The organism is Paenibacillus mellifer (genome assembly GCF_023195895.1).
Classification (GTDB): domain Bacteria; phylum Bacillota; class Bacilli; order Paenibacillales; family Paenibacillaceae; genus Fontibacillus; species Fontibacillus mellifer.
The window spans coordinates 522,691-535,506 of sequence record NZ_JALPRK010000001.1; the positions used below are offsets into that span (position 1 = coordinate 522,691).

Annotated in this window: 13 protein-coding genes and 1 riboswitch; of the genes, 11 read left to right on the forward strand and 2 right to left on the reverse strand. The window is 53.0% G+C overall.

What is annotated here, in order from left to right; all coding sequences use genetic code 11:
* The first annotated feature begins 8 nt into the window (after window positions 1–8).
* The 6 genes from M0651_RS02365 (at window position 9) to M0651_RS02390 (ending at window position 4,606) form a co-directional block, all read left to right on the forward strand.
* Window positions 9–1,208, forward strand: coding sequence for an aminotransferase class I/II-fold pyridoxal phosphate-dependent enzyme (locus M0651_RS02365; protein WP_282577688.1), 1,200 nt, complete (start codon window positions 9–11; stop codon window positions 1,206–1,208).
* Between the two features lie 207 nt (window positions 1,209–1,415).
* Window positions 1,416–1,634 (forward strand): aspartyl-phosphate phosphatase Spo0E family protein, encoded by a 219-nt coding sequence (locus M0651_RS02370; protein ID WP_248550310.1) that lies wholly within the window; start codon window positions 1,416–1,418, stop codon window positions 1,632–1,634.
* Window positions 1,635–1,763: 129 nt separating this feature from the next.
* Window positions 1,764–2,330, forward strand: a complete 567-nt coding sequence (locus M0651_RS02375) for a cob(I)yrinic acid a,c-diamide adenosyltransferase (RefSeq protein ID WP_248550230.1) — start codon at window positions 1,764–1,766, stop codon at window positions 2,328–2,330.
* A complete protein-coding gene (locus tag M0651_RS02380) occupies window positions 2,327–3,310 on the forward strand; it encodes an RluA family pseudouridine synthase (protein WP_248550231.1) in 984 nt (327 codons plus the stop codon). Before M0651_RS02375 ends, M0651_RS02380 begins: the two co-directional genes overlap by 4 nt.
* Before the next feature lie 13 nt (window positions 3,311–3,323).
* A complete protein-coding gene (locus M0651_RS02385; protein WP_248550232.1) occupies window positions 3,324–3,722 on the forward strand; it encodes an arsenate reductase family protein in 399 nt (132 codons plus the stop codon).
* Between the two features lie 2 nt (window positions 3,723–3,724).
* Window positions 3,725–4,606, forward strand: a complete 882-nt coding sequence (locus M0651_RS02390) for a 5'-3' exonuclease (protein ID WP_248550311.1) — start codon at window positions 3,725–3,727, stop codon at window positions 4,604–4,606.
* Window positions 4,607–4,809: 203 nt separating this feature from the next.
* Here the strand turns inward: M0651_RS02390 and M0651_RS02395 are convergent, their stop codons facing one another.
* On the reverse strand, window positions 4,810–5,112 hold the full coding sequence (locus M0651_RS02395; RefSeq protein ID WP_248550233.1) for a DUF3055 domain-containing protein: 303 nt from the start codon (window positions 5,110–5,112) through the stop codon (window positions 4,810–4,812).
* Window positions 5,113–5,348: 236 nt separating this feature from the next.
* Here M0651_RS02395 and M0651_RS02400 point away from each other — a divergent pair, with 236 nt between their 5' ends.
* Window positions 5,349–6,353 (forward strand): HRDC domain-containing protein, encoded by a 1,005-nt coding sequence (locus tag M0651_RS02400; RefSeq protein ID WP_248550234.1) that lies wholly within the window; start codon window positions 5,349–5,351, stop codon window positions 6,351–6,353.
* A 133-nt stretch (window positions 6,354–6,486) separates the two neighbouring features.
* On the opposite strand, the gene corA is transcribed toward M0651_RS02400, so the two are convergent.
* Window positions 6,487–7,422: a magnesium/cobalt transporter CorA gene (gene corA / locus M0651_RS02405; RefSeq protein ID WP_155607073.1), complete on the reverse strand. Its 936-nt coding sequence runs from the start codon at window positions 7,420–7,422 to the stop codon at window positions 6,487–6,489.
* Between the two features lie 487 nt (window positions 7,423–7,909).
* A riboswitch (SAM riboswitch) is annotated at window positions 7,910–8,043 on the forward strand.
* 119 nt (window positions 8,044–8,162) lie between these two features.
* Here corA and metA point away from each other — a divergent pair.
* The 4 genes from metA to mqnC all read left to right on the forward strand — a co-directional run bounded on the left by metA (window position 8,163) and on the right by mqnC (window position 12,765).
* The gene (gene metA / locus M0651_RS02410; protein WP_248550235.1) at window positions 8,163–9,098 is read left to right on the forward strand and encodes a homoserine O-acetyltransferase MetA; all 936 of its coding nucleotides are present in this window, start codon (window positions 8,163–8,165) and stop codon (window positions 9,096–9,098) included.
* Complete coding sequence (locus M0651_RS02415; protein WP_248550236.1) at window positions 9,088–10,305, forward strand: aminotransferase class I/II-fold pyridoxal phosphate-dependent enzyme; 1,218 nt, start codon at window positions 9,088–9,090, stop codon at window positions 10,303–10,305. Before metA ends, M0651_RS02415 begins: the two co-directional genes overlap by 11 nt.
* Window positions 10,302–11,465 (forward strand): trans-sulfuration enzyme family protein, encoded by a 1,164-nt coding sequence (locus M0651_RS02420; protein WP_248550237.1) that lies wholly within the window; start codon window positions 10,302–10,304, stop codon window positions 11,463–11,465. The genes M0651_RS02415 and M0651_RS02420 overlap by 4 nt, the downstream gene beginning before the upstream one ends.
* A gap of 163 nt (window positions 11,466–11,628) precedes the next feature.
* The gene (mqnC, locus tag M0651_RS02425; protein ID WP_248550238.1) at window positions 11,629–12,765 is read left to right on the forward strand and encodes a cyclic dehypoxanthinyl futalosine synthase; all 1,137 of its coding nucleotides are present in this window, start codon (window positions 11,629–11,631) and stop codon (window positions 12,763–12,765) included.
* Window positions 12,766–12,816: the final 51 nt, after the last annotated feature.

A 12,816-nucleotide genomic window follows, 5' to 3' on the forward strand; every position in this document is an offset into this window, starting at 1 on the left:
GTTATGTTATGAGCATTCAATCACAACGAGCTGAGCAGTCGGATAAAACGATGACGTCGTATTTGGCCCCGCGGGTCCGGGAGATTCAACCCTCCGGCATCCGCCGTTTCTTCGACCTGGCCAGCGGTAGTAAGGATATTATTACGTTAGGCGTAGGCGAACCGGATTTTATAACTCCATGGCATGTGCGGGAGGCTTGTGTGTACTCGCTGGAACGCGGATATACGAGCTATACTTCCAACGCGGGAACGCCGGAGCTTCGGGAAGCGATCGCTGAATACTTGGATACGAGTTATCATGTGAAATACAATCCCAAAGATGAAATTCTCGTCACGGTTGGCGGCAGCGAAGCGATCGATCTTGCGCTGCGGGCGTTGATCGAACCGGGCGACGAAATTCTCGTTCCGGTTCCTTGTTATATCTCCTATTCGCCGATCGCTTCGATCGGAGGAGGGGTACCGGTTGAAATTGAGACTTATGCCCGCCACGAATTTAAGCTGCAGGCGGAGGACCTGAAGGCAAAAATCACACCGAAGTCAAAAGTTCTTATTTTAAATTATCCGAGCAACCCGACGGGGGGCATCATGACGTACGAGGATTGGCTGCCAATTGCCAAACTCGTGGAGGAACATGATCTGATCGTCATTTCGGATGAAATTTACTCGGAACTGACGTATGGACAGAAGCATGTCAGCTTCGCTTCGATTCCGGGGATGCAGGACCGGACGATTCTCGTCAACGGTTTCTCCAAAGCGTTTGCTATGACAGGTTGGCGTATGGGCTATGCCTGCGGCCATCCTGATCTGATCTATGCGATGCTGAAAATTCACCAATACACGGTAATGTGCGCTCCTGTTATGGGGCAAGTTGCTGCACTCGAAGCGCTTAAGAACGGGCTTCCTGATAAAGACCAAATGGTGGAGTCCTATAACCAGCGCCGCCGGTTAATCGTCCAAGGTTTGCGTGATATCGGGCTCGAATGCCATGAACCTCAGGGGGCGTTCTACGCTTTTCCAAGCATCGCCTCAACGGGACTGAGCTCGGAGGAATTCGCCCAACGTTTACTGCTTGAGGCCAAGGTCGCGGCGGTTCCCGGCAACGTCTTTGGCGCTGGAGGAGAAGGGTTCCTTCGCTGTTCATATGCGACGGGTGTGAACCAGTTGAACGAAGCTCTCAACCGTATGGAGCAATTTGTTCGTAAACTGTAGCAAGGTTGACTTGCTGACGACAAAAGTCGAAAACCCTCGAAATTTGGAGGTATTTAACAATTCTTTCATTTTCTAATTGATTTAAGTTTTAAAGACATGGTATAATTTGATTTTGGAAGAAGGTTTAAGTTTCTCAGGGAGGGATTTCTTTTGCGCGGTGAGTACAACTTGCCATACGATAATGCTCTAATCGCTGAAGGCCGTGACATGCATCCATGGATGGATCAAGAGGATCGGCCGCATTCACCGCAAGCCGTCACGCTGGAGGACGAAATTCACTTGCTGCGCAGCAAGATGGAACGGCTCTTCCTGCAGGAAAAATCCTTTACATCGGATATTGTGATTGAAGTCAGCAGCTTATTGGACCTGAAGATCAATGAATTCATGAAAACGATGAAATCCAATCCAAAATCAAATAGACGTTAACCTGTCTTTATCAGTTGGAAAAGGGGACCCGCATGCGGGTCCCCTTTTGCGGTTCCAGTAGTTCCATGACCAGCCGGGCTTCGATTTATGGTAAGATGGTACGAGAGTATGCCACGGGGAGGAATTTGAATGTCGATCTATACGCGCTCGGGTGATCAGGGCCAAACCTCGGTCATCGGCGGTAGAGTGAATAAAGACGATGCGCAGGTGGAGGCGTACGGAACGATTGATGAGCTCAATAGTTTTGTCGGCCAAGCGGCCAGTTTGTCGGACGAGGAAACCTTTAGTGATCTTCGCGAGCAGCTGCTGCAAATTCAACAGGAATTATTCGACTGCGGCTCCGATCTCGCTTATGTTAAGCTGTCGGAAAGCCGTTATAAGGTTACGTCGGAGCTGGTGGAGCAGATAGAGGCCTGGATTGATCGGTATGAGCTCGAGAATCCGCCGCTCGAGAAGTTTATTTTACCGGGAGGAACACCGTTGGCTGCGATCCTCCACGTTTGCCGAACGGTATGTCGCCGGGCGGAACGGGGGGTGGTCACGCTGGGCAAGAGTAAGGAAATCAATGCCGAGGTGTTGAAATATCTGAATCGCTTGTCGGACTATTTCTTCGCGGCTGCCCGTAACGCCAATCATCGCGCCCAGGTTGCGGATATCGAATACGTTCGGAGCGGGAAGGTGTTTGGCAACAAGTGAGATCCGAATATTATGATCCGATTAAATATCAAGTGCCCGCTGCGGAAGATGGGTGGACGGTAAAAACAGTACTCCAGCGCCGGTTAGGTGTTTCCCGGAAGCTGCTGTCCCGGATAAAGCTGACGGAGCGCGGAGTGATGTTGAATGGAGAGCGGGTATTCATCAGCGTTCCGGTCAAAGCCGGAGATACGGTGAGCGTATCGCTGGAGAAGGAAACGTCCGCCGATATCCTGCCGGAGCCGATTCCTTTTGACATCGTGTACGAAGACGAAGCGCTGCTTATCGTGGATAAGGCGGCAGGTGTGATCGTCCATCCGACGCATGGTCACTACACGGGTACGCTGGCGAACGGCGTTGTGCATTATTGGCAGGAGAAGGGCGAGAGGTTTCGGTTTCGTCCGGTGCACCGGCTGGATCAGGAAACAAGCGGCTTAATCGCCATTGCCAAAAATGCATATGTCCATCAGCATATTTCCGAGCAGTTGATCGCCGGCGAGGTGACCAAAAAATATACGGCGCTGGTGCATGGATGTCCGTCGGTGCCGGAAGGAACGATCGACGGTCCGATTGATCGCGATCCAGACGAGCCTCATCGCCGGATCGTGACCCCGTCGGGTTATCCCGCGCTGACCTATTACAGGGTGGCGGAAGCTTACGGCGACGGGTCCCGGGTTGAGCTGCGCCTCGGCACGGGGCGGACGCATCAGATCCGCGTGCATATGAGGTCGATCGGCCATCCGCTGATCGGCGACAAGTTCTACGGGCTGCCGGGCCTCGCAGAACTGCCGGAGCCTGCGCGCGAGCGTATCGCACGGTTGGACGGAGCGATCTCGCGGCAGGCGCTGCATGCCTCGGAGCTGGGCTTCCGCCATCCGCTTACCGGTGAAACGCTGACCTTCAAGTCGGAGTTGCCCGCGGATATGCGGAAACTCGAGGACCTGTTGCGCGGAGGCGAACTATTTTTTTCTGCAAATGGTTAGGAGGAATTGCAACGTGAGTCAGTTGACTGTATATCATTATCCGCCATGCGGGACATGCCGTAATGCGATCAAATCGCTGCAGTCCAAAGGGCATGAGCTGGAGCTGCATCAAATTAAGGAAACGCCGCCGAGTGCCGCCGAATTGGATAAGCTGGTGAAGCTCAGTGGGCTGGAACTGAAGAAGTTTTTTAATACCAGCGGTGAGGTTTACAAGGAATTAGGCTTGAAGGACAAGCTGGCGGGGATGACGCGGGAAGAACAGCTTGCGCTGCTGTCGTCAAACGGCATGCTGATCAAACGACCGATCGTGTCGGACGGAAAGAACGCGACCGTTGGGTACAAGGAAGAGACCTACGAACAAGTATGGGGGAAATCATTTTTTGAAACGAAAGGTGGCTTGAGTGACTCGTGAATTTGGTGCAAAGCAGTAAAGATACGATCCTGCTGGTGGATGGCATGGCGCTGATGTTCCGCGCCTTTTATGCTTCGGCTGCCACGGGATATATTCGGCGGACGAAAGCAGGCGTTCCGACGAATGCGGTGTATGGGTTTATGCGGTATTTCTGGGACGCGGTACAGAAGTTTGGGCCGACGCATATCGCCTGCTGTTGGGATTTGGGTAGCAAAACGTTCCGGACGGAGCAATTCTCCGATTATAAAGGCAATCGTTCGGACGCGCCGGAAGAGCTGATCCCGCAGTTTTCGATGATCCGCGAGGTGATGGACAGCTTGGGCATTCCGAATATCAGTTCGCCGGGTTTCGAGGCGGATGATTGCATCGGGACGCTGGCATCCCGTTTTGGACAGGAGATGGATGTGCTGGTACTGACGGGCGATCACGACATGCTGCAGCTGGTCAGTGACCGGACGAGCGTAATCATCATGAAGAAAGGCCACGGCAATTACATGGTGTATACGCCGGAGGCCTTGATGGAGGAGAAACAGTTAACACCTGGACAGATCGTTGATCTGAAGGGCTTGATGGGGGACACGAGCGATAACTATCCGGGCGTGCGTGGGATCGGCGAGAAGACAGCCCTCAAGCTGGTGCAGGAGCACGGTTCGGTGGATGGCATCCTGGCTAACCTGGACCAGCTCTCCAAATCGGTTCGCGCCAAAATCGAAGCCGATCTGGATATGCTCCATCTCTCTCGGCAACTGGCCACCATCCGCTGCGACATCGAGTTGGAGTGTGCGGTAGAAGCTTGCCGACTCGAGCTGAACGCAGCCCAGGTGGTCTCCAAGTTCGAGGAGCTGGAGATGGCCAGTGTCAGCGCCTGGATGGGCGTTGTATAACCGGCTTTTGATCACGAAGTAAATCAGGAAGCGGATTCGGCATCGAATCTTGAATTCAGCCGGGCCTTCCGTTGCTCACGTAGCCTCCAGCTACGCTCCACTACTCAGTCCCTAGCTTCATCCAACCTTCTCGGTGCTGAAAAGCCGGTTTCACGGAAGTGATTCAGGAAGTTTTTTTGACATCGAACTTTGAATTCAGCCCATTAATCCGTGAAGTAAGGCTCGCCTAGGACTTGGTACAGGAATGTGCGCAGCTCGGAACCTTCTTCTTCGTTCAGCTGATAAATATGCTCGAGGTAACCTTCCTCGTCCAAATCGTCGGTACCCAGAATGGCCGTGCGTCCGTTATGCAGGTCCATGACCAGCTTCTTGCCGTAGAAGCGATTGGTGGACGTGACCGCAAGGTCAAACCGTTTCAGCGAACCGCCGATAAACGTGACGAATCGGGTTGAAGTCGCTTCGGTGCTGTCGGATAGGAAATCAAGCTCTTGATGCGGGTCACTCATATTGTATGCCTCCTTCATGGAATATCTCTAGCTATTATACCGGAAAACGGGAATCGATGGGACAATGAAAAAATCTGCATTGACAGCTTGGTTAAACATGGTATTATTAGGGATAACAGGTTACGTTTGGGGGAAGCACCTCTTTTGCGAATTTTCGCAGAAGAGGTGCTTTTTTGCGTTTGCACTTCATTTAAGATTCTCCTTCGTAGCTGAAATTTTAAGGAGGCGACAGGTTGATGCGAATCGTATTTTTGAACAGTTTGGAGAAGAAGGATGGCGGGGCCATGATCCGGGGGGCCCAGGTGTGGATCGGAGAAGAGGAGGGCGTCTGGCGGATGGGCTGGAATGAGCTGTTAGCCGACGGTCAGACGGAGGATCTGTGGTATGAAGGGGCATCCTGGTCGGAGATGCTGCATATTTATCGCCATCGATTGGCCGCCAAGCTAGGTGAGGGATTTCGCCCCGTAATGGAAGACATATGGGATGAGAAGGAAGGGTTAACCAGGCGCGGCATGGCTGCACAGAAGCTGTTTTGTTATAGCGAACTCAATGGCAACGAGCCGGTTTACAACGAATTGACGGCATGGCGCCGGAAGAAAGCGTCTGCGGAACGCAAAGCGCCTTACTTGATTGCCAGCAACCGGTTGTTGCGGATGATCAGCGTATTTTTGCCGCAAACGGCTGATGAGCTGCTGCAGCTGCCGGGTGTCGGAGAGAACAAAGCCGGCGAATACGGAGCGGAGCTGCTCGAAATCACGAAGGCGGTGGAGCGGAAGCGGACGTTCCCGCTGGATTGGGTCGAGCAGGAGATTGATGGCGAGGTATTCCGTACCTGGCTGTATAAACAGAAGGAAGTCAAATACCGGGCGGAGATGGAGAAATTCAGCATCCGTCGGGCTGCACTGGAGGCGTTGGCGGAAGGGCTCAAAGTGGAGGATATATGCACGCGAACAGGCATTGAGCGGCGGGATGCGGTCGAGCTGCTGGAGAATTTGGAGAAGGAAGGCTACAATACCGATGATTTGGTGAGTGCCGAGCTGGTGGAGATGCCCGAAGCGGAGCAGCAGGCCGTTTGGTTGGCCTACGAAGAGCTGGGGGATGCGCTCCTGAAGCCGGTCTTGCACAAAGTGTACGGGACCGAAGCCGCTGAAGGCGGTAGCCTCGACACGTTATATGAGCGGCTGCGTCTGATTCGCATCCGGTACCGCCGCCATCGTGAGAGTGCCCGGCACGCGGGGTGAGGCGGTGGTAACGGATGCTGCAACGGTAGCTGCCTGAGGTTCTCCTTGAGTTCAGACATGCTCTCATGAATAGACAAAGGCCAACTTAGACTATTGTCCAAGTTGGCCTCATTGTTCAAACGCGTACGTTGCTCTAAATCCAATCCCTCTTGCGGAAAATATAAAACATCCCTAAACCCAAGGCAAGCATGATGCCGAGGACGATAAAGTAGCCGTATTGCGAATGCAGCTCCGGCATATGATCGAAGTTCATGCCGTAGATGCCGGTAATCAGGGTCAGCGGGATGAAGATGGTTGTAATCGCGGTAAATACGCGCATGATTTCGTTGGCGCGGTTAGCGATGGCGGCCTGGTAGGCCTCGCGTAAGTTGCCCACGAGCTCGCGGAACGTATCGAAGTTCTCGGAGATCTTCACGGCGTTTTCGTAAATGTCGCTGAAATATTTCTGCAGCTGGTCGTCGATCAGCCGGAGATCTTTCTTGTTCAGGATGTTGATGACTTCTTTCTGCGGCCCAAGTACCTTCTTCAGCCACAGAATTTCGCTTCGCAGCCCGATGATTTCGTTCAGATGCGAACGTTTGGTATGCATCAGGATATCTTCTTCCAGCTTCTCGATCTTTACTTCGATCCGGTCGCCGACAGTAAAGTAGTTATCGACCACGAGGTCGACCAGCAGGTACAGGAACCGGTCGGGCTCACTGACTTCCTGCTCCCACAGGATTGGCTTCACCGCGCGAAGCTCGTTGATTTTCTGCTTAGTAACCGTAATGATATAATGCCGTCCCAAAAACAGGTTTAACGCGCGTAGAAAAATTTCTTCATCATCATACCGTATGCTGTTCACAACAATAAAATAGTGGTTATCGTAGGTTTCAATCTTTGGACGTTGTTCTTCTTCGCTCAAGCAGTCCTCTACGGCCAAATCATGCAGCGAAAATAAAGGCTGCAGCAGAGCGAGATCATCAACGTCGGCATCGATCCAGTAGAAGCCTTCTTCTGGAGCGGTGGTCGTCAGTTCCACATCTTCTACAGGGGTAAATACGCCGGCTTGGACATGACGGATTTTCATAAGCTTTCACTCCCTTTCCCCGGGCCTGCCGGCCTGGGATGCTCTTGGTTGAAGCATAGGAAAGGGACCAACCGTCGCTTGCCCGGAACGATGAAAAAGGCGTTTATGCAAACACCGGGAAAAGAAAGTGCCCTAAGCGTTCCGCAGGCACCCAGCGGGTTGGTTTCCTATGCGATTGGTATTCCTGGGTTGTCCTCTGCGGACTCGGGTCGCCTTCCATTCTCGGTTTCACCTCGCTATTTTCAGGTTGTTTGAACATTCGTCAAACCCTAGGGCCGTCTGGGCCTAAAGGCACTTGTCTAGTATAACGCCAGCGAATGAAATGTTTCAACCCAAAAGTATACTATGTGAGCCGGATCAAAGCGGTCCATGAACATTCGTGTGATTTTTCTCGCAGGTTCTTGACGGAATACCGCCAAATCCTTTAAAGTGAATGTCAAGGAGTAGGCGCAACGCCGAGGTCCTTAACCTAACTAAATATAGCGAAATCTTATCAAGAGCAGGTGGAGGGACTAGCCCGATGATACCCGGCAACCGGCGATTTTCCAAGAGAATCGCAGCGGTGCTAATTCTTGCAGAACCGTCAGCTTCGAACGCTGAGCGGCTTCTGAGAGATGAGAGAGGCGCATACCGGATACGTAATGACCTTTCTCCCCGTGAGAGAGGTCATTCTGTTTAAATGGCCCCTCAAAGGGATGTAGATTTAAGGATAACGCTACGATAAAAAGGAGTGAAACCACATGCCGATCAAAGTACCGGATCATTTGCCGGCTAAGGATGTGCTGGCCAGTGAAAACATCTTTGTCATGGACGAAAGCCGCGCTTATCATCAGGACATCCGTCCGCTGCGGATTGCCATTCTCAACCTGATGCCTACCAAGGAAACAACAGAATCGCAAATCCTTCGTTTACTTGGAAATACGCCGCTCCAGGTTGAAATCGTCCTGCTCCACCCTAGTTCCCATACCTCGAAGAACACGCCAGCGGAGCATTTAGAAATGTTCTACAAAACGTTCGACGAGATCCGGAACCGCCGCTTTGACGGCATGATCGTGACCGGAGCACCGGTGGAACAGCTAGACTTCGAAGACGTAAATTATTGGGATGAGCTGAAGGAAATCTTCGAGTGGACCAAAACCCATGTCACTTCGACCATGCATATCTGTTGGGGCTCGCAGGCAGGCTTATACTACCATTACGGGGTTCGCAAAGTACCGCTCGCGAAAAAATGCTTTGGCGTATTCTCCCACACGGTAAACGATCCGAAGGTGCAGCTTCTGCGAGGGTTTGATGAAGTGTTCCAGGTGCCACATTCCCGCCATACCGACGTGGAGCGGTCGGACATCGATCGGGTGCCAGAGCTGCAAATTCTGGCGGAATCGGACGAAGCCGGAATTTATTTGGTGGCCACTCGGGACGGTAAACATATTTTCGTAACCGGCCATTCGGAATACGATCCGGAATCGTTGAAATGGGAATATGATCGGGACGTTGCCAAAGGCATGGAAATCGAGTTGCCGGTGAATTACTATCCGAATGACGATCCGACCCGAACGCCGCGTTCTTCCTGGCGGGCCCATGCAAACTTATTATTTTCCAATTGGCTAAACTACTATGTGTACCAAGAAACGCCGTACGATATCGATCAAACGGCTGATTTTGTATATGAGATCTAAAGTGGAGGGATTGCAGGTGGGGGAGCAGAACAAGGAATGGCGCATTGAGAGCAGGTTGGCGCAAATTGGATCGATCGAGGAGCCGGTTACTGGCGCGGTAAACTACCCGATTTATCAAGCAACTGCGTTTCGTCACCCGCGTCTTGGGCAAAGCACGGGGTTTGATTACGCTCGAACGAAGAGCCCTACCCGCAAGGTGCTGGAAGACGCGGCGGCGGCCCTGGAATCCGGGGATGCCGGGTTTGCCTGTAGCTCCGGGATGGCGGCGCTGCAGACCGTGTTTACGTTGTTTTCGCAAGGGGATCACCTCATCGTGTCGTTGGATCTCTATGGGGGGACCTATCGCTTGCTGGAACGAATCATGTCCAAGTATGGCGTAACCGCCTCTTACGTAGATACGAATGATTTGGATGGGTTGGAACAAGCGCGTCAGACCAATACGAAAGCGGTGATCATCGAAACGCCAACCAATCCGCTGATGATGATCACCGATCTTGAAGCCGTATCGAAATGGGCGCGTACCCACGGGTTGCTAACGGTTGTTGATAATACGCTGATGACCCCGTATTTTCAGCGGCCGATCGAGCTTGGCGCGGATATCGTTGTGCACAGTGCAACGAAATACATGGGCGGCCATAACGATGTCTTGGCTGGACTGATCGTCACCAAGGGCGAGGAGCTGTCGCAGGAGATGGCGATTTTGCACAACTCGATTGGTGCGGTATTAAGCCCCTCCGATTCCTACCAACTGATGCGCGGGATGAAGACATTGGCGTTACGGATGGAACGGCATGAGAGCAATGCGCTGGCCATCGCGAAATTCCTGCAGTCGCATCCACAGGTAGCGGAAGTGTTCCATCCCGGCTTGGAGGATCATCCAGGGTACGCGACGCAACGGAAGCAATCGAGTGGGAACACAGGAATCTTCGCTTTTAAGGTCACCGATGCCCGTTATGTGGAGCCGGTGCTGCGTCATCTGAATCTGATCGCGTTCGCTGAAAGTCTTGGCGGTGTGGAGTCGCTCATGACGTATCCGGCGGTGCAGACGCATGCGGACATTCCTGAGGAGATCCGAAAAGCGGTAGGCGTGGACGACCGGTTGCTGCGGTTCTCTGTGGGCATCGAGCATATCGATGATCTAATTGCCGACTTAAGTGGAGCATTGGAAGCGGCGCGGCAGGAAGTCGAAGGGGGACAAGGCGCATGAGCGGACAGGAGAAACGGGAAACCAAATTTGAAACGAAGCTGATCCATTTCGGCGGCGAGGTGGACGAGGCGACGGGCGCATCCAGCGTACCGATTTATCAGGCGTCGACGTTCCATCATCACGATATTTTTAATCCGCCGCAGCATGATTACAGCCGTTCCGGCAATCCGACGCGGCAAGCGCTTGAGGATTATATTGCCGTACTGGAAGGCGGAGTGCAGGGCTTTGCTTTCGCGAGTGGGATGGCGGCCATTTCAACGACGCTGATGCTGCTCTCGGCCGGCGATCATATTATCGTGACGGAAGACGTGTACGGGGGTACATACCGATTGCTGTCGAATATCTTGACTCGAATGAATATCGAGACAACGTTTGTAGACATGACGCAGCCGGAGTTGGTGAAGGCCGCGTTAAAAGCCAATACGAAAGCTGTTTATATGGAGACGCCGTCCAACCCAACGCTAAAAATCACCGACATCGCGGAAATCTCCGCCTGGGCGCGGGATAAGGGATTGCTCAGCATCGTGGACAATACGTTCATGACGCCGTATTATCAGCGGCCGATCGAGCTTGGGACGGATATCGTCCTGCATAGCGCAACCAAATTCCTTGGCGGTCATAGCGACGTGCTGGCCGGTTTGGCGGTAGCGCGGACGGACGAATTGGCCCGTCAGCTGAAATACGTGCAGAACGGACTGGGCACTGTCCTCGGCGCGCAGGATTCGTGGCTGCTGATGCGCGGTATGAAAACGCTGGGCGCTCGGATGGCGCATAGCGAGATCAGCGCGCGTAAGCTGGCCGATTGGCTGAGCCGCCGCGGCGATATCGACGCGGTGTTTTACCCCGGCCTAGCGAACCATCCGGGCCGCGAGGTGCAGGAGAAGCAATCGACCGGCTATGGCGCGGTCGTCTCCTTCGACGTCGGCTCGGGCGAGCGGGCGAAGCGTCTGCTGAATCTCGTGAAGCTGCCGCTCGTCGCGGTTAGCTTGGGCGCAGTGGAGAGCATCCTCTCCTATCCGCCGATGATGTCGCACGCCTCGATGCCGCCGGAGGTTCGCGCGGAGCGGGGCATTACCGACGGTCTGCTGCGTTTCTCCGTCGGGCTTGAGGACATCGACGATTTGCTCGCCGATCTGGACGAGGCGCTTCGGAATAGTTAATGGTTTCTATCTGCATAAACTTGGGCCGCGTTTGCGGCCCTTTGTCATTTGTACCTGCAAATCGGGTGCTGTTTTTCTGGGCGTACCTGTGTTACGATTGAATTATCATTTCAATTTTCAGGTATTCTCGGTATTCATTTATTGTTCTAAGGAGGCAGTGAACATGACTGCAATCGACGATATATTAAACAAAGCGCTGCAGGGCGGGCGTCTGGATCTGGAAGATACCATTCGGCTGTATGAGTCCGATGAAGTCGAGAAGATGGGGCATACCGCTAACATCCTGATGGAGCGCAAGCATCCCGAACCGATTACGACGTTCGTTATCGGACGGAACATTAACTATACGAACGTATGCGACGTATACTGCCGGTTTTGTGCGTTTTATCGCCGGCCGGGCTCGGAGGAAGGATATGTGCTTCCGGATGAGTTGATTTTTCAGAAAATCCAGGAAACGATCGATGTCGGCGGCACAGAAATCTTGATGCAGGGCGGAACGAACCCGAACCTGCCATTTAGCTATTATACGAATCTACTTAAAGCGATCAAACAGCGGTTCCCTGACATTACGATGCACTCGTTTTCTCCTGCGGAGATTATGAAAATGAAGGAAGTATCGGAAGGACTTTCGCTGGAGGAAGTGGTGCGCGAAATTCATGCGGCGGGCCTCGATTCGCTGCCTGGCGGCGGAGCGGAGATTCTAGACGACCGGACGCGCCGGAAAATCAGCCGCCTGAAAGGCTCCTGGAGAGACTGGATGGATGTTATGCAAACTGCGCATAAAATCGGCATGAACACGACGGCCACGATGGTTATCGGGTTCGGCGAATCGATGGAAGAGCGGGCGTTGCATTTGCTGCGCGTCCGTGAAGCGCAAGATGAATGCATCCAAAACGGCTATGCATCGGAAGGCTTCCTGGCCTTCATTCCATGGACCTTCCAGCCGGATAACACGAATCTGAAAGCGGAACGCCAGACCCCGGAATCTTATCTGAAAACGGTGGCGATCAGCCGAATCGTGTTGGATAACATCAAGAACCTGCAATCCTCCTGGGTGACGATGGGGCCGGAAGTCGGCAAGTTATCGCTGCAGTACGGCTGTAACGACTTCGGCAGCACGATGATCGAGGAGAATGTCGTATCGTCCGCCGGGGCAACGCATAAAGTCAATATAGAATCGATTCTGTCCATCATTCGTGCGGCGGGGAAAATCCCGGCCCAGCGCAATACGAAATACGAAATTTTGCGTGTCTTCGACGGAGAAGCAACGATCGAACGCGATTTTATTATGCAAAACTAACAGGGTGTAGCAGCTGACAATTTACTGGAAGAGCTACCTTTCATTCCATGA